Genomic DNA, 16,289 nt, shown 5'->3' on the forward strand with positions numbered 1-16,289 from the left:
ATCAAGGACAATATTAAACACGACGACGTTTTGGTGGTCTGGAACCATTGTGGGGAACTGGCGTAACGTCACGAATTGCAGTAATTTCAAGACCAGTTGCTTGAAGTGATCTAATAGCAGATTCACGACCAGCACCAGGACCTTTTACAGAAACTTCTACATGTTTCATACCTTGGTCCATTGCACTCTTAGCTGCTGCTTCTGCTGCCATTTGAGCTGCAAATGGAGTAGACTTACGACTACCCTTAAAGCCCAATGCACCAGCTGAAGACCAAGCAACTGCATTACCTTGAACGTCAGTAATCATGACTAAAGTATTATTAAACGTTGAGTGAATGTGTGCCACACCGCTTTCAACATGCTTCTTCACACGACGCTTACGTGCTGTTTTCTTTGCAGGCATCAATAAACCTCCTTATAAATAAAATTAACGGTTTCTCTTAGTACCCTTACGAGTACGAGCATTATTCTTGGTATTTTGACCACGAACTGGAAGTCCACGGCGGTGACGAATACCACGATAAGAACCAATATCAACTAAACGCTTAATGTTCATGCTTACTTCACGGCGTAAGTCACCTTCAACACGATACTTATCAACTTCAGTACGAAGCTTTTCTTGATCTTCTGGAGTTAAATCCTTTGAACGAACGTCTTCAGAAACACCAGCATCAGCACAAATCTTCTTAGCAGTTGCATCACCAATACCATAAATGTATGTTAAAGCAACAACAATTCTTTTATCTCTTGGTAAGTCAACACCAGCAATACGAGCCATAAACTACACCTCCTCTTTTTCTACACTATTAACCTTGACGTTGCTTGTGCTTTGGATTTGCTGAGCAAATAACCATTACACGGCCATGTCTCTTAATAACTTTACAATGTTCGCACATTGGTTTAACAGATGGTCTAACCTTCATGTTTCCCTCCGTTATATTACTTTATAAACCGATACGTAATTCTACCTTTAGTTAAATCATATGGAGATAATTCTACTGTTACACGGTCTCCAGGCAAAATGCGAATATAGTGCATTCTGATTTTACCTGAAACATGTGCTAAAATAGTAGCCCCATTTTCTAATTCAACTTTAAACATAGCATTAGGTAAGGTATCTACTACCTTACCCTCTACTTCAATGACATCATCTTTTGCCAAAGTTGTTCCTCCGCAATTAAACAGTCATACTTTGAAATTATAACACGGATAAAAAATTATACAAATTTATTCTATTGATTATTACTCAATACCGCATCAATATCTTCAAAGACTTTTTCTGGAGTTTGTTCACCATTAATTACAGTAAGCAAACCTTTCTTTTGATAAAAGTCTTTCAAAGGTGCATTCATCTTTTCATTAACTTCAAGACGATTCTTAACAACTTCTGGCTTATCATCTTCACGTTGATAAAATTCATGACCATCACAACGATCACAAGTACCTTCAACTTTAGGTTGCTTTGAAAGTTTATTATAAGTGGCACCACAATTTTTACACATGTATCTAGCTGATAAACGCTTAATCAAAGTATCTTCATCAACTTCAAGCGCAATAACATTTGTTAATGGTTTCTTTAAGCGTTTAGTAATACCATCAAGAAGTTCTGCTTGTACAGTAGTTCTTGGGAAACCGTCTAAGATGAAACCTTCTTTAATATCAGGTTGGCTTAAACGTTCTTCAACTAACTTAGCAGTAACTTCATCTGGTACCAAGTTACCTTTATCAATGTAACTTTTAGCTTCAAGACCAACCTTAGTCTTATTAGCCATTGCTTCCCTAAACATATCTCCAGTTGAAATATGAGTTAAGTGATATTTATCGACGATTCTCTCTGATGCTGTACCTTTACCAGCACCCGGTAAACCTAAAAGAATTAAGTTAATCATTTATCCGTTCCTATCTGATGAATCCAACATATTCTCTCTTCATTAACAATCCGTTAATTTGACGAGATAACTCAAGAACAACCCCAATAACAATTAAAAGACTTGTTCCTCCTAAACCAATGGAACTTGGGAGATTCCAAAAGTTAGTAGCTAATTGAGGCAATAATGCAACTAAGCCTAAAAATACTGAACCTACAGTTGATAATTTAATCAACATTTTTGAAATATAATTCTGGGTATCTTTACCTGGCCAAACGCTAGGAATATAAGCACCTTGTTTTTGTAAGTTTTCTGCTAGCTTCTCAGGGTTAACCTGTACAAAAGCGTAGAAGAATGTAAATAGAATAATTAAAAAGGTGTAGATAATAACTCCAGGTGTAGTTTGTAAACTAAAGATCTGGTTCATTACTTTAAACCATTGCTGATCACCTTGGGTTCTTTGAAAGGCCATTAAAATTGTTGCCGGTGTAACAATAAAAGAACTGGCAAAAATAACTGGAATAACTCCAGATACATTAACCTTTAATGGTAGAAAACTTTCAGAACCACTAATCGTCGCTCTTCTTGTGTATTGAATAGGAATACGACGATCAGCTTGTTCAACCCATGTAACCAATTGGGTTACAATAAGGATTGCAACTATAACCGCGATGAAGAACAAAATACCTTGCCAACGATCACTGGCACTATTATTAATAATTCCTTCTTTATAGATTTGCCATAATCCACTAGGTAATCTTGCAATAATACCAGCAAAGATAATTACTGATACACCATTTCCAAGTCCCTTATCTGTGATTTCATCACCTAACCATGTTAATAACATAGTTCCGGCGGTCATGATAATAGCAATTTCTATATAAGTTTGTGGAGTTTGATTCTTTACCAACCCCATTTCAGTCAAGGCGTTAAAACCTAATGTAATACCAATACTTTGAACAAAAGCAACAACTAATGTCAAATATCTAGTTACTTGATTAGTCTTACGACGCCCAACTTCACCTTGTTTCCCCCATTCTACTAATGTAGGTACGATATCCATTTGTAATAATTGAATTACAATTTGGGCCGTAATATAGGGAGAAACACCCAAGGAAAATATTGAATAGTTATCTAGTCCACCACCAGATACAGTATCTAGCATTGGAACTAATCCAGTTTGAGCAACCTGAGTGATCGCCTTTGCATTAACACCAGGAACAGCAATATTAGCACCAATCCGGTATATTAAAAGAATAAAGAGTGTAAAATAAATTTTATTTCTAATTTCTTTATCTTTAAAGGCGTTCTTCAAGGTCGAAAACATTAGATCACCTCAACAGTTCCGCCAGCGGCTTCAACTGCCTTCTTAGCAGCTGCGGAAACTTTGTTAACCTTTACAGTTAATTTAACTTTCAATTCACCGTTGCCAAGTAACTTAACGCCTGATAATTCTTTCTTTACCAAACCGTTTTCCTTAAGAGTTTCAACAGTTACTTCACTACCGTCATTGAACTTATTTAAGTCATCTAAGTTTACAATTGCATATTCTTTACGGTTAATATTCTTAAAACCACGCTTTGGCATAGTTCTGAATAATGGCATTTGACCACCTTCAAAACCTAAACGTGTATGACCGCCTTGACGAGCTAATTGACCCTTTTGACCACGGCCAGAAGTTTTACCGTAACCACTTGAAGTACCACGACCAACACGTTTTCTATTGCGACGTGAGCCTTCAGCAGAATGTAATTCATGAAGCTTCATTAATTTGGCACCTCCTTGATATATTATTTATTAATCTCTTCAACAGAGATTAAGTGAGCAATTTTCAATAATGCACCGCGAGTAGCAGCGTTGTCTGGAAGAACAACAGTACTATTTACTCTACCTAAGCCAAGAGCTTTAACAATCTTTCTTTGTTCAGGTAGACGGTGAGCAGCACTTCTAATTAAAGTAATCTTTAAATCAGTCATCTATGATCTCCCTAATCTAAGCTCTTTCAGGTTGACGAAGTTTATTTACTTCTTCGCTAGTTCTAAGCTTCTTCAAACCATCGATAGTTGCACGAACAACGTTGATTGGAGTATTAGAACCAAGTGACTTTGAAGTTACGTCTGAAATACCAGCCATATCCATAACGATACGTACGGCACCACCAGCAGCAACACCGGAACCAGCTTCAGCAGGCTTCAATAAAATGTTACCTGAACCGTAGTGACCAATAACTTCATGAGGAATAGTAGTACCAACTTTAGGTACGTTAATCATCTTCTTCTTACCGTCTTCTACAGCCTTACGGATTGCTTCTGGGACTTCTTGAGCTTTACCAGTACCAAAACCTACACGGCCTTTCTTGTCGCCAACAACAACAAGAGCAGCAAATCTCATACGGCGACCACCTTTAACAACCTTAGTGATACGGTTGACAGCGACTAATTGATCTTCGATATCGTCTTTGTTTCTGCGATTATTACGAGAATCATTACGGTTTGCCATGTGTTAATTCTCCTTTCCTAGAAATCTAATCCGTTTTCACGAGCAGCATCAGCTAACGCTTGAATACGGCCGTGGTATAAGTAACCACTTCTATCAAATACAACTGTAGAAATGTTCTTAGCCTTTGCAGCTTCAGCAATAGCCTTACCTACAGCAGCAGCTTGTTCTACCTTAGTTGCATCTTCTGATACGTTTTCATCCAAAGTTGAGGCGCTTGCAAGCGTAACACCCGCTACGTCATCAATTAATTGAGCGTAGATGTTTTTATTTGAACGAAAAATGCTTAAGCGTGGGCGCTCAGCAGTACCAGAAATCTTACCACGAATACGTTTATGACGCTTTAAGCGTAACTTGTTTTTATCTGGTTTAGAAATCACAATTTCACCTCAAAATAACTACTTATTACTTACCTGTCTTACCTTCCTTACGACGTACGTATTCATCAACATAACGAATACCCTTACCCTTGTAAGGTTCTGGTGGACGTACGGCGCGGATTTCAGCTGCAAATTGACCTACATCTTGCTTTGAAACACCTTCAACTTCTACATCAGTTGCTGAAGTTGCCTTAACAGAAACACCTTCTGGTGCAGTCAATACAACTGGGTGTGAGTAACCAACGTTTAAAGTAATCTTGTTGCCTTGTGCTTGTGCACGGTAACCAACACCGATTAACTTTAAAGTCTTCTTATAACCGTTAACTACACCTTCGATCATTGAAGCTAAGTTAGCTCTTTCAGTACCGTGAATTGCTTTATCATTTTCACTTGAACGTGAAAAGTTAATTTCACCGTCTTTTTGTTCAAAAGTGATCTTTGGATCGAAGTATCTAGTTAATTCACCCTTAGGGCCCTTAACAGTAATGTTGTCGCCTTCCTTGGTAACAGTGACACTGTCAGGGACTTCAATAGTCTTTAAACCGATTCGGCTCATTAATTGTTCTCCTTTCTGTCAGTATTACCAAACGTAGGCAATTACTTCGCCGCCAACGTTCTTTTGTCTTGCTTCTTTGTCAGTAATAACACCAGCAGAAGTAGAAACGATGGCAATGCCTAAACCATTAAGAACTTTAGGTAAGTCCTCAGCACTTACGTAGTTTCTAAGACCTGGCTTAGAAATACGCTTTAAGCCTGAAATAACGCGTTCTCCATTTGGACCATATTTCAAGAATACCTTGATAACGCCTTGCTTGTTATCATCAGCAACTTCGTAATCACGGATGAAACCTTCACGTTTCAAAATTTCTGAAATAGACTTTTTAATATTTGATGCAGGAATTTCAACTGAATCGTGCTTTGCCATGTTGGCATTTCTGATTCTAGTCAAGTAATCTGCGATTGGATCTGTCATGACCATTTAAGCTATCCTCCTAACCGTATACTACCAACTAGCCTTTTTAAGACCAGGGATTTGACCCTTGTGTGCTAATTCCTTTAAGCAAATACGGCATAAACCGAATTTACGGTATACGGAATGTGGACGACCACATCTCTCGCAACGTGTATATTCGCGTGAAGAGAACTTAGCAGGACGACGATTTCTGATTTTTTGTGATGTTTTAGCCATTAATGTCCTCCACTATCTTGCAAACGGCATACCAAATTGAGTCAAAAGTTCACGAGCTTCTTCATCAGTGTTGGCAGTAGTTACGATAACAATGTCTAAACCTCTAGTACGGTTAACCTTATCAAAATCGATTTCTGGGAAAATCAATTGTTCCTTAACACCTAAAGTGTAGTTACCACGACCATCAAATGAACGAGTTGATACACCACGGAAGTCACGAACACGTGGAAGAGAAACATTGATTAACTTGTATAAGAAGTCGTACATTCTGTCGCCTCTAAGGGTTACCTTAGCACCGATAGACATACCTTCACGTAAACGGAAGTTAGCGATTGACTTCTTTGCCTTAGTAATTAATGGCTTTTGACCAGAAATTAAAGTTAATTCTTCAACAGCTTCGTCCAAGTTCTTGGCGTTAGAAACAGCGTCACCGACACCCATGTTCAAAACGATCTTGTCGATCTTTGGAATTTGCATTGATGACTTGTAATCAAACTTTTCTGCCAATGCAGGAGCTACTTTTTCTTTGTATTCTTCAGCTAAATAACTTGCCATTTGTGTCCTCCCTTCTACTTATCTTCTTTTTTACTAATAACTTTAACGTTTGATGCGTGAATTGAACCTTCTGATTCAACTACACCACCATTAGCGTTGGTTTGAGAAGGCTTTTGGTGCTTCTTAATCTTGTTAACACCCTTAACAACTACACGGTTCTTCTTAACATTAACAGAAAGAACAGTACCTTCTTTACCTTTATCTTTTCCGGCAATAACTTTTACCTTGTCACCAGTTTTAACGAACATCAGTGCACCTCACTATCAATTATAAGACTTCAGGAGCAAGAGAGACGATCTTCATAAAGTCGTACTCACGTAACTCACGTGCAACTGGCCCAAAGATACGAGTACCACGTGGGCTCTTATCTGCGTTAATAATTACTCCAGCATTTTCGTCGAATTTGATGTATGAACCATCTTCACGACGTGCACCTGACTTTGTTCTGACAATTACAGCTTTTACAACGTCGCCCTTTTTGACAACGCCACCTGGTGTTGCTTGCTTAACAGTACATACAACGATGTCACCAATGTTACCGGTCTTACGCTTTGATCCACCTAAGACTCTAATAACTAAAAGTTCTCTGGCACCAGAGTTATCAGCAACCTTTAAACGAGATTCGTTTTGAATCACTGTAGAATCCTCCCCTCACTAAATCCGCAAATTAAACAGATTTCTTAACAATCTTTACTAAACGGAAGCGCTTCTTACGAGATAATGGACGGGTTTCCATGATACGTACAGTATCGCCAACTTTAGCTTCGTTATTTTCGTCTTGTGCGTAGTATTTCTTAGAATATCTAATACGCTTGTTGTAAACTGGGTGGTTCTTGTAAGTATCAACAACGACTACGATAGTCTTGTCCATCTTATCAGAAACTACACGACCTTGGTATACGTGACGACGATTTCTTTCGTTTGTTTCGCTCAAGTTAATAGCTCCCTTCCATTAATTGTTTTCTAATGCTTTTTCGCTCAGAACAGTCTTGATTCTGGCGATATTCTTGCGGACTTTACTCAAGCGAGCGGTATTTTCTAATTGACCCGTTGCTTGTTGGAAACGCAAATTAAAGAGTTCTTCTTTATATTGCTTTTCTTTTTCTAACATTTGATCAGTGGTTAATGCTCTGATATCTTTAGCCTTCATTAGATTCGCCACCTACTTCCGAACTTCTAGTTACAAACTTAGTCTTAATTGGTAACTTAGTTGAAGCAAGTCTCAAAGCTTCACGAGCAGTTGCTTCATCAACACCACCAATTTCAAACATAATCTTTTCTCTCTTAACTACAGCTACCCAACCTGCAGGTGCACCTTTACCAGAACCCATACGTACACCTACACCTTTAGCAGTGTATGACTTTTGAGGGAAAATTCTAATCCAAACTTTACCGCCACGCTTCATGTAACGTGTCATAGCAACACGGGCTGCTTCGATTTGACGGTTAGTAATCCAATGTGATTCGAGGGCTTCAAGACCATATTCACCAAAGGCAATATATTTACCACCTTTAGCAGCACCACGCATCTTACCACGGAATTCACGACGGTGTTTTACTCGTTTTGGTACTAAAGGCATTATCTATTTCCTCCCTTCGCTGGCTTTGAAGCTGGCTTGTTCTTACGAGTAGGTAAGATTTCGCCACGGTTGATCCAAGCTTGAACACCAATTTCACCATAAGTAGTGAAAGCATTTACCCAAGCATAATCAATATCAGCTCTCAAAGTTTGTAATGGAACACGACCTTCTGTGTGCCATTCTCTTCTTGCCATGTCGGCACCGTTCAAACGACCAGAAGTTTGAACCTTGATACCCTTGGCACCAGCACGCATAGCTCTTTGAGTAGCTTGACGCATAGCACGTCTAAAAGCAATACGAGCTTCAAGTTGACGAGCAATACTATCTGCTACCAATTCAGCATCAAGATCTGGTTTCTTAATTTCAACAATATTAATGTGAACTTGCTTACCAGTTAAAGCATTTAATTGTTTTCTTAAAGCTTCAACTTCAGAACCACCTTTACCAATTACCATACCAGGCTTTGCGGTGTGGATTGAAATGTTAATTCTGTTAGCTGCACGTTCAATTTCAACAGTAGACACTGAAGCATCCTTCAATTTCTTTGAAATAAACTTTCTGATTCGAAGGTCTTCATTTAAAGTTTCTTTGTATCCTTTGTCAGCATACCATTTTGATTCCCAATCACGGATGACACCGAGACGAAAACCGTTTGGGTTAATCTTTTGACCCATTAATATACCTCCCTTAATCGTTCTTTTCTGAAACTACTACAACTACGTGACTGGTTCTCTTGTTAATTGGGGAAGCCATACCCTTAGCACGGGGACGGAATCTCTTTAAAGTAGCACCTTCGTTTACATATGCTTCTGATACGTAAAGATTTGCACTTTCAAGATCGTAGTTGTGTTCTGCGTTAGCAATTGCTGAACGTAAAACTTTTTCAACGATTGGGGAAGCAGCTCTAGGCGTAAATTCTAAGATTGCTAATGCTTCGGCAACGCTCTTACCACGAATTAAGTCAACGACCAAACGAGCTTTTCTTGGAGCGATGCGAACAGTTCTTGCTTCTGCCTTAGCTGAACTAATTTGTTCTGCCATTTAGATGTTTCTCCTTCCTCTATTGTGCTGTGGTTTTATCTTCAGTGGATTTGTGTCCATGGAAAGTTCTTGTTGGAACAAATTCACCTAACTTATGACCAACCATGTCTTCAGTAATGTATACTGGAACATGTTTTCTACCATCGTAAACAGCTATAGTCAAACCAACAAAGGAAGGGAAAATAGTTGAACGACGTGACCAAGTCTTAATAACTTGCTTCTTATCTGCATCTGCTTGTGCATCAACCTTCTTTAATAATGATGCATCAGCAAAAGGACCTTTTTTAATACTACGGCTCATTAATTAACCCTCCTTCTATTACTTGCTACCTTTACGGTGACGAATGATTAACTTCTCGCTAGCCTTCTTGGTGTCTCTAGTCTTGATACCGCGAGCCTTCTTACCCCATGGAGTCATAGGTTGTGGACGACCAACTGGAGCCTTACCTTCACCACCACCATGTGGGTGATCGTTAGGGTTCATTACGGAACCACGTGATTGTGGGCGCTTGCCTAACCAACGCTTACGACCAGCTTTACCTAATTGAATTAATGAATGTTGTTCATTACCTACAACACCAATAGTTGCACGGCATGATGACAAGATCTTACGAACTTCACCACTTTGTAATCTTACTAAAGTGTAATCACCATCAACACCCAAAACTTGAGCAGAAGTACCAGCACTTCTTACAAGTTGGCCACCCTTACCTGGCTTCAATTCAATGTTGTGGATTGAAGTACCAGATGGGATATTCTTTAATGCTAATGCGTTACCTGGCTTAATGTCAACTGAATCGCCTGATTCAACGATATCGCCAACCTTTAATCCCCTAGGTGCTAAGATATAAGCTTTAATACCATCAGTGTAGTGAAGTAATGCGATGTTAGCAGTTCTGTTTGGATCGTATTCGATAGCCTTTACAACTGCCTTTGCATTATCCTTATTACGCTTAAAGTCGATGATACGGTATTTTTGTTTGTGACCACCACCACGGTGTCTTACAGTGATGTGACCATATGAGTTACGACCTGCAGTATGTGATTGTGATTCAAGTAAAGTCTTTTCAGGCTTTGTCTTGGTAATCTCAGCAAAGTCGGAAGAAGTCATATGACGACGACCATTAGTGGTTGGCTTGTAAATCTTAATAGCCAATTGACTGACCTCCTATTACTTGTTGTCTTCTTTATTTTCGTCTTGGAAAATCTTGATGTCGTTTGAATCGTTAGTTAAAGTGACGATTGCCTTTCTACGACGAGCAGTCTTACCAGTGTAACGACCTACTCGCTTGTCTTTACCGCGAACATTCATAATGTTAACGCTCTTTACCTTAACATCGAAGATTTCTTCAACAGCATTGCGAACTTGTGTCTTGGTTGCAGTTAAAAGCACGTCGAATGTGTACTTCTTATCATCCATTAAGTTCGTGGACTTTTCAGTAATGACAGGTCTTAAAATGATATCGCGTGCGTCCATTAAGCCAAAACCTCCTCGATCTTCTTAACAGCATCTTGAGTCAAGATTAACTTATCATAGTTAACTGCATCTTCAACGTTCAAACCGTTAACTGGAACAGCCTTAACCTTAGCTAAGTTTCTTGCGGAAAGTTGTACATTGTTATCATCTGAAACAATTAAAACCTTACCATCAACATTTAAGCTGTTTAACATTGATACTAAATCTTTAGTCTTAGGTGCTGACATAGTCAACTTATCTAAAACGATCAAATCCTTATCAATCATCTTTTGGGAAAGAACTGACTTAATAGCCAAACGACGTTGCTTTCTTGGCATCGTGTATGCGTATGAACGAGGTGTTGGGCCAAATACTGTACCACCACCACGCCATTGTGGAGATCTGATAGAACCTTGACGAGCACGACCAGTACCCTTTTGTCTCCAAGGCTTCTTACCACCACCGCGAACGGCAGATCTGTTCTTAACCTTTGAGGTACCTTGACGCTTACCGGCTCTTTGTCTAATGATTGCTTCAAAAACGACACTTTCGTTAGGCTCAATACCAAAAACTTTATCGTTTAAAGTAACTTCACCAGAATCTTTACCGTTTTGATCCATAACTTTTAAATTAGCCATTCTAGTCCTCCTTCCTATTTATCAGCCTTAACAGCTTTAGAAGCAGTCTTAACAACGATTAATGAGTTCTTAGCACCTGGAACATTGCCCTTGATCATCAATACGTTCTTGTCTGCTACAACTTTTTCAATTACTAAGTTTTCAATGGTAACTTTCTTCATACCCATGTGACCTGGCAAACGCTTGCCCTTTGGTACACGGTTAATGATGGAACCCATTGAACCAGGAATTCTATGGTATCTTGAACCGTGGGTTTCTGGTCCTCTTGATTGGCCCCAACGCTTGATGTTACCTTGGTATCCATGACCTCTTGAAGTACCAGTAACGTTTACAACGTCACCTTCCTTGAATGTATCCACAGTAACTTCTGAGCCGACTTCATAGTCCTTAAGCTCAACACCGCGGATTTCCCGAATGAAGCGCTTAGGTGAAGTCTTTGCCTTATCAGCATGACCTTTTTCTGGTTTGTTGCTCAAAACTTCACGCTTGTCTTGGTAACCTAATTGAACAGCTTCATAACCGTCTGATTCAACAGTCTTAACTTGCATAACAACGTTAGGAGTTGCTTCTACAACTGTTACAGGAACAAGGACACCATCTTTAGTAAAGATTTGAGTCATACCAACTTTTCTTCCTAAGATTCCTTTGGTCATGTTTACACCTCTTTCTATTTAAATTACAACTTAATTTCGATGTCTACGCCGCTTGGAAGATCAAGCTTCATTAATGAATCAACAGTCTTAGGTGTTGGATTCAAAATATCGATTAAACGCTTGTGAGTGCGCATTTCGAATTGTTCACGTGAGTCCTTGTTCATGTGTGGTGAACGAAGAACAGTGAATAAAGTTCTTTCTGTTGGAAGAGGAACTGGACCTGAAATTTCAGCACCAGTTCTCTTTGCAGTAGCTACGATCTTAGCAGCTGATTCATCGAGAATACCGTGTTCGTATGACTTAAGTCTAATACGAATTGTTTGACTTGCCATTAAATTACCTCCTTAACGTCTTCTTTAAAAGATGACTCGCTCGACAAAAATTCCCCGCACGCCACTGTGGCAATGCAGCCTGGCGTGCCGCAACCTTTTGCGTCAACGCTTTACAACAATTTTAATTACTCAAGGCACAATCGTCCCTTAAGCACAAAGACTATTGTACTTTGTCTTTCCTTAAATATCAAGGCTTAAGGGCATTTTTTCTAAAAAAGATTTACAAAAAAAGAGTTATTGAAAATTCTCCAATGTCATTAAGTTAAGACATTGACAAATTATCGACTTGGACTTTTAAGATCATTCATTTGCGATTTATCGCATTTGAATGATCTTTTTTCATGCCAAATAAACCCAAATTTTGTTTAGAAATTAGGCTACACGATATAAATAATATACAGCTGATTTGGGTTTGAGATTTCTTTTGTCTTTTCGTCCTGGTCTGATCGGAATTGTGTAATGACTAATTTGAATAAGAATCTTTTTAAAGATTTCAGTTGAAGAAGAAATTATATACATAGCCTGGATGACAAAACATGACTGTTTGAAATTGATCGCATATTGATACTTGCAGTTTTTTTGTGGTACATATGCTTGAGCATCAATTTGACTGACTGCGTTAAACATAATCATGTGGGCATAGATCTCCATTTCAATAAATCTATCCTGCTTGGAATGAAACTGTACGCTACCTAAAGCATATTTCAACTTTTTGAATGAAGTTTCAATGCCCCAGCGCAAATGGTAGATCTCTTTGATCCTTTTTAAGGGATAATCGGCTCTATTTAGATTAGTTAGAACAACTTCCCATTCTTCTTTGCCTGATTTAGGATCATTAATTCTAAATTTACGGGCACGAAATTTTATTGTACATAACTCTCCAAAGTCCCAGCTGCCATCTTTGGTATTTTTAGACCGATATTTTATATATTGACGGTAATGATGGTTAACCAAATGAACGTTTTCTGTAGTCTTATGGGTTTCATAATAATAATTAGAGGTAGTCACCCAGCAAGCTATATCCTTATCACACTCTTGATTAGGCAACTCAGCTACTTCCTTAAATGCGCCATATCCCGTTTTAGTACGTATGACATAATAACAGTTAGGCAGGCGATTACAATTTTCAATCATGTTAAAGCCGGTATAACCTCGATCCATAGTAACTATATATGGTCCGCAATTTAGCTTTTTAAGCATTTGAACGGCGGCTTTACGTTCATCCATCTTTGACTTAGGCTGAAAGATGCAGTCTTGATAAGTATTATTTAACAGGTCATAGAGTGCATTAACATGAATTTGGCAATATGGCTTTCCTTTATGATTGAGATTTCCAACAATATTCTCTGATTTAGGATTCCAGATTTGATTAAAATCAGACCCATCAATGGCAAATATACGATATTTATGATCAAATAACTGGATATTAAATAAATTCTGATTAAATACAGTTAGAATATGCTTAAAACATGCGGGTGAAAGCTGACCTTTGCGTTGGACATAAGCGGAAGTACTGACTACTTTATCGTTACTTTTAATAGCTTTTTGGCCAAAAGCTCTAAACAACTCACTGGTCAAATCTTTTCCTTGCATATTAATAGTAGTTTTAATGACTGTAGCTGCATCTAAAAACCGCTTCCTAGTGAAGGCATGAGGATCATCGATAAAATCATGAATATGCTTTCCAGTATCATTGATAATTTGATCAAGACGATCTAAAATATTTCTGTGAAGGGCTTTCATAATTAACACCAGCTTTCTGGCAATAATTTTGAAGGTTTACTAATTTAATCAGAGGGCGAAAAGGTAGGTTCTTTTCGCCTTTATTTTATGCAAAAAAAGAACCAAATCATAATGATTCGGTTCTACAGAGATTAGATTCAATTTGTCAATGTCTTAACTTAATGACATTGGAAAATTCTCAATAACTCTTTTTTATATGTAATTGTTTTCAATTAAGCTAAAAGCATAAAGCTTTTCACTATTAAAAATTATTCAGCTTCGCCGCCGCGCTTTTTAATAATGTCAGCTTGAATTGACTTAGGTGTTGGTGAGTAGTGATCAAATACCATAGTAAATGTACCACGACCTTGAGTTGATGAACGCAAAGTAGTTGCGTAACCAAACATTTCTGAAAGTGGAACAAATGAGTTGATGATCTTAGCACCTGCTCTGTCTTCCATACCTTCCATAGTACCACGACGAGCAGTGATTGAACCCATAACATCACCTAAGTATTCTTCTGGAGTGGTTACTTGAACCTTCATAATTGGTTCCAAGATAACAGCGCCAGCTTTTGAAGCAGCGTTCTTCAAAGCAAGTGAAGCAGCAACCTTGAAGGCAGCTTCTGATGAGTCGACTTCGTGGTAACTACCATCGTAAAGCTTAGCCTTAACATCGATCAATGGGTAACCTGCAAGAACACCATTCTTCATAGCTTCTTGTAAACCTTGGTCAACTGAAGGAATGAATTCACGAGGAACAACACCACCAACAATGGCATCTTCAAATTCGTAACCCTTACCTTCTTCGTTAGGAGTAAAGTCAATCCAAACGTCACCGTATTGACCCTTACCACCTGATTGACGAACGAACTTACCTTGTGCCTTAGCTTCCTTAGTGAAGGTTTCACGGTAAGCAACTTGTGGTTCACCGATCTTAGCATCAACGTTAAATTCACGTCTCATACGTTCAACCATGATATCAAGGTGAAGTTCACCCATACCTGAGATCAAAGTTTGACCAGTTTCTGGGTTAGTTTCAGCACGGAAAGTTGGGTCTTCTTCAGTAAGCTTTTGCAAAGCAACGTCCATCTTATCACGGTCAGCCTTTGACTTAGGTTCAACTGATACTTGGATAACTGGATCTGGAACTTTCAAGCTTTCCAAAATAAGTGGGTGATCTGGGTCAGTTAATGAGTCACCAGTAGTGGTGTTCTTCAAACCGATGGCACCAGCGATATCACCTGAGAATACTTCTGGAATTTCAGTTCTTGAGTTGGCGTGCATTTGAAGCAAACGACCTACACGTTCACGACTGTTCTTTGAAGCGTTCAATACGTATGAACCTGATTCAAGAGAACCGGTGTAAACACGGATGAAAGTCAAACGACCTACGAATGGGTCAGTAGCGATCTTGAATGCAAGAGCTGCAAATGGCTTCTTATCGTCAGCCATAAGTTCAACTTCATCACCAGTCTTAGGATCGTGAGCAACGTAAGGCTTAACGTCAAGTGGTGATGGCAAGTAGTCAATAACACCGTCAAGCATCATTTGAACACCCTTGTTCTTGAATGCTGAACCAGCATATACTGGGAAGAATTCCAAGTTCAAAGTAGCTTTACGGATAGCTGCCTTTAATTCATCGTTAGAAATTTCTTCACCGCCAAGGTATTTTTCCATGATGCCGTCGTCAACGTCAGCAACAGCTTCAATTAATTCACCACGACGCTTTTCAGCTTCTTCCTTGTATTCATCAGGAACTGGTACAGTATCCCACTTTGAACCAAGCTTGTCTTCATCGTAGATATCAGCAACCATGTTGATCAAGTCGATAACACCTTCGAAGGTATCAGCTGAACCAATTGGCATTTGAACAGCATGAGCGTTAGCATTTAAACGTTCGTGTAATGATTTAACTGACTTATCGAAGTCAGCACCAATCTTATCCATCTTGTTAACAAAAACAATACGAGGAACACCGTAAGTTTCAGCTTGACGCCATACGTTTTCAGTTTGTGGTTCAACACCAGCTTGGGCATCAAGAACAGTTACGGCACCATCAAGAACACGGAGTGAACGTTCAACTTCGATAGTGAAGTCAACGTGTCCTGGGGTATCAATGATGTTAATTCTGTAGTCCTTCCATTGTGCAGTAGTGGCTGCAGAAGTAATGGTGATACCACGTTCCTTTTCTTCATCCATCCAGTCCATTTGTGAATCACCTTCGTGAGTTTCACCAATTTTGTGGATCTTACCAGTGTAGTAAAGGATACGTTCAGTAGTAGTAGTCTTACCCGCATCGATGTGGGCCATAATACCAATGTTACGTGTCTTTGCTAATGGAAATTCACGCTTGTTAGCCATAAATTATTCTCTCCTT

General features: G+C 38.9%; 29 protein-coding genes. All 29 read right to left on the reverse strand.

Going from position 1 to position 16,289, the window contains the following annotated elements:
- Positions 1 to 13: 13 nt before the first annotated feature.
- The 29 genes from rpsK to fusA all read right to left on the reverse strand — a co-directional run bounded on the left by rpsK (position 14) and on the right by fusA (position 16,273).
- On the reverse strand, positions 14 to 403 hold the full coding sequence (gene rpsK, locus CP357_RS01665) for a 30S ribosomal protein S11 (protein ID WP_003625817.1): 390 nt from the start codon (positions 401 to 403) through the stop codon (positions 14 to 16).
- Between the two features lie 24 nt (positions 404 to 427).
- Positions 428 to 778 (reverse strand): 30S ribosomal protein S13, encoded by a 351-nt coding sequence (gene rpsM / locus CP357_RS01670; protein ID WP_003625815.1) that lies wholly within the window; start codon positions 776 to 778, stop codon positions 428 to 430.
- A gap of 28 nt (positions 779 to 806) precedes the next feature.
- Entirely contained in the window at positions 807 to 923 is a 117-nt protein-coding gene (gene rpmJ / locus CP357_RS01675; protein WP_005721621.1) for a 50S ribosomal protein L36, read from the reverse strand.
- A 16-nt stretch (positions 924 to 939) separates the two neighbouring features.
- A complete protein-coding gene (infA, locus tag CP357_RS01680; protein WP_002878178.1) occupies positions 940 to 1,161 on the reverse strand; it encodes a translation initiation factor IF-1 in 222 nt (73 codons plus the stop codon).
- 71 nt (positions 1,162 to 1,232) lie between these two features.
- Positions 1,233 to 1,889 (reverse strand): adenylate kinase, encoded by a 657-nt coding sequence (locus CP357_RS01685; protein WP_098036396.1) that lies wholly within the window; start codon positions 1,887 to 1,889, stop codon positions 1,233 to 1,235.
- 10 nt (positions 1,890 to 1,899) lie between these two features.
- A complete protein-coding gene (secY, locus tag CP357_RS01690; protein WP_025005256.1) occupies positions 1,900 to 3,195 on the reverse strand; it encodes a preprotein translocase subunit SecY in 1,296 nt (431 codons plus the stop codon).
- Positions 3,195 to 3,635, reverse strand: a complete 441-nt coding sequence (gene rplO, locus CP357_RS01695) for a 50S ribosomal protein L15 (protein WP_003625809.1) — start codon at positions 3,633 to 3,635, stop codon at positions 3,195 to 3,197. Before rplO ends, secY begins: the two co-directional genes overlap by 1 nt.
- Before the next feature lie 23 nt (positions 3,636 to 3,658).
- Entirely contained in the window at positions 3,659 to 3,844 is a 186-nt protein-coding gene (gene rpmD / locus CP357_RS01700) for a 50S ribosomal protein L30 (protein WP_025005257.1), read from the reverse strand.
- Between the two features lie 16 nt (positions 3,845 to 3,860).
- The gene (gene rpsE / locus CP357_RS01705; RefSeq protein WP_003625807.1) at positions 3,861 to 4,367 is read right to left on the reverse strand and encodes a 30S ribosomal protein S5; all 507 of its coding nucleotides are present in this window, start codon (positions 4,365 to 4,367) and stop codon (positions 3,861 to 3,863) included.
- A gap of 17 nt (positions 4,368 to 4,384) precedes the next feature.
- Positions 4,385 to 4,744: a 50S ribosomal protein L18 gene (gene rplR, locus CP357_RS01710; protein ID WP_007126808.1), complete on the reverse strand. Its 360-nt coding sequence runs from the start codon at positions 4,742 to 4,744 to the stop codon at positions 4,385 to 4,387.
- Between the two features lie 25 nt (positions 4,745 to 4,769).
- Positions 4,770 to 5,300: a 50S ribosomal protein L6 gene (gene rplF / locus CP357_RS01715; protein ID WP_025005258.1), complete on the reverse strand. Its 531-nt coding sequence runs from the start codon at positions 5,298 to 5,300 to the stop codon at positions 4,770 to 4,772.
- Between the two features lie 24 nt (positions 5,301 to 5,324).
- Positions 5,325 to 5,723 carry a 30S ribosomal protein S8 gene (gene rpsH / locus CP357_RS01720; RefSeq protein WP_003625802.1) on the reverse strand — a complete coding sequence of 133 codons (399 nt, stop codon included), beginning with the start codon at positions 5,721 to 5,723 and terminating at the stop codon, positions 5,325 to 5,327.
- A gap of 24 nt (positions 5,724 to 5,747) precedes the next feature.
- On the reverse strand, positions 5,748 to 5,933 hold the full coding sequence (locus CP357_RS01725; protein WP_003549037.1) for a type Z 30S ribosomal protein S14: 186 nt from the start codon (positions 5,931 to 5,933) through the stop codon (positions 5,748 to 5,750).
- A gap of 12 nt (positions 5,934 to 5,945) precedes the next feature.
- Positions 5,946 to 6,488: a 50S ribosomal protein L5 gene (gene rplE, locus CP357_RS01730; protein ID WP_087175958.1), complete on the reverse strand. Its 543-nt coding sequence runs from the start codon at positions 6,486 to 6,488 to the stop codon at positions 5,946 to 5,948.
- A gap of 14 nt (positions 6,489 to 6,502) precedes the next feature.
- Positions 6,503 to 6,736 carry a 50S ribosomal protein L24 gene (rplX, locus tag CP357_RS01735; protein WP_003549035.1) on the reverse strand — a complete coding sequence of 78 codons (234 nt, stop codon included), beginning with the start codon at positions 6,734 to 6,736 and terminating at the stop codon, positions 6,503 to 6,505.
- A gap of 19 nt (positions 6,737 to 6,755) precedes the next feature.
- Complete coding sequence (gene rplN / locus CP357_RS01740) at positions 6,756 to 7,124, reverse strand: 50S ribosomal protein L14 (RefSeq protein WP_012211380.1); 369 nt, start codon at positions 7,122 to 7,124, stop codon at positions 6,756 to 6,758.
- A 31-nt stretch (positions 7,125 to 7,155) separates the two neighbouring features.
- A complete protein-coding gene (gene rpsQ / locus CP357_RS01745; RefSeq protein WP_005721626.1) occupies positions 7,156 to 7,422 on the reverse strand; it encodes a 30S ribosomal protein S17 in 267 nt (88 codons plus the stop codon).
- A gap of 18 nt (positions 7,423 to 7,440) precedes the next feature.
- Positions 7,441 to 7,638, reverse strand: coding sequence for a 50S ribosomal protein L29 (gene rpmC / locus CP357_RS01750; protein ID WP_025005260.1), 198 nt, complete (start codon positions 7,636 to 7,638; stop codon positions 7,441 to 7,443).
- Entirely contained in the window at positions 7,628 to 8,068 is a 441-nt protein-coding gene (rplP, locus tag CP357_RS01755; protein WP_003625792.1) for a 50S ribosomal protein L16, read from the reverse strand. Before rplP ends, rpmC begins: the two co-directional genes overlap by 11 nt.
- Positions 8,068 to 8,742, reverse strand: coding sequence for a 30S ribosomal protein S3 (gene rpsC, locus CP357_RS01760; RefSeq protein ID WP_057729734.1), 675 nt, complete (start codon positions 8,740 to 8,742; stop codon positions 8,068 to 8,070). The genes rplP and rpsC overlap by 1 nt, the downstream gene beginning before the upstream one ends.
- A 13-nt stretch (positions 8,743 to 8,755) precedes the next feature.
- Positions 8,756 to 9,109, reverse strand: a complete 354-nt coding sequence (gene rplV / locus CP357_RS01765) for a 50S ribosomal protein L22 (protein WP_003625788.1) — start codon at positions 9,107 to 9,109, stop codon at positions 8,756 to 8,758.
- Positions 9,110 to 9,128: 19 nt separating this feature from the next.
- The gene (gene rpsS, locus CP357_RS01770; protein WP_025005262.1) at positions 9,129 to 9,410 is read right to left on the reverse strand and encodes a 30S ribosomal protein S19; all 282 of its coding nucleotides are present in this window, start codon (positions 9,408 to 9,410) and stop codon (positions 9,129 to 9,131) included.
- An 18-nt stretch (positions 9,411 to 9,428) separates the two neighbouring features.
- Positions 9,429 to 10,265, reverse strand: a complete 837-nt coding sequence (gene rplB, locus CP357_RS01775) for a 50S ribosomal protein L2 (RefSeq protein WP_025005263.1) — start codon at positions 10,263 to 10,265, stop codon at positions 9,429 to 9,431.
- 15 nt (positions 10,266 to 10,280) lie between these two features.
- Positions 10,281 to 10,586, reverse strand: a complete 306-nt coding sequence (gene rplW / locus CP357_RS01780; RefSeq protein WP_025005264.1) for a 50S ribosomal protein L23 — start codon at positions 10,584 to 10,586, stop codon at positions 10,281 to 10,283.
- Positions 10,586 to 11,203: a 50S ribosomal protein L4 gene (gene rplD / locus CP357_RS01785; RefSeq protein WP_025005265.1), complete on the reverse strand. Its 618-nt coding sequence runs from the start codon at positions 11,201 to 11,203 to the stop codon at positions 10,586 to 10,588. Before rplD ends, rplW begins: the two co-directional genes overlap by 1 nt.
- A gap of 14 nt (positions 11,204 to 11,217) precedes the next feature.
- Positions 11,218 to 11,856 (reverse strand): 50S ribosomal protein L3, encoded by a 639-nt coding sequence (gene rplC / locus CP357_RS01790; protein ID WP_003625776.1) that lies wholly within the window; start codon positions 11,854 to 11,856, stop codon positions 11,218 to 11,220.
- 23 nt (positions 11,857 to 11,879) lie between these two features.
- Positions 11,880 to 12,188 (reverse strand): 30S ribosomal protein S10, encoded by a 309-nt coding sequence (gene rpsJ / locus CP357_RS01795; RefSeq protein ID WP_013641475.1) that lies wholly within the window; start codon positions 12,186 to 12,188, stop codon positions 11,880 to 11,882.
- Positions 12,189 to 12,560: 372 nt separating this feature from the next.
- Positions 12,561 to 13,931: an IS4 family transposase gene (locus CP357_RS01800; RefSeq protein WP_098036397.1), complete on the reverse strand. Its 1,371-nt coding sequence runs from the start codon at positions 13,929 to 13,931 to the stop codon at positions 12,561 to 12,563.
- A gap of 248 nt (positions 13,932 to 14,179) precedes the next feature.
- On the reverse strand, positions 14,180 to 16,273 hold the full coding sequence (gene fusA / locus CP357_RS01805) for an elongation factor G (RefSeq protein ID WP_098036398.1): 2,094 nt from the start codon (positions 16,271 to 16,273) through the stop codon (positions 14,180 to 14,182).
- Positions 16,274 to 16,289: the final 16 nt, after the last annotated feature.

Origin of the sequence: Lactobacillus sp. UMNPBX6, assembly GCF_002553975.1 — a bacterium.
Taxonomy (GTDB): Bacteria; Bacillota; Bacilli; order Lactobacillales; family Lactobacillaceae; genus Lactobacillus; species Lactobacillus gallinarum.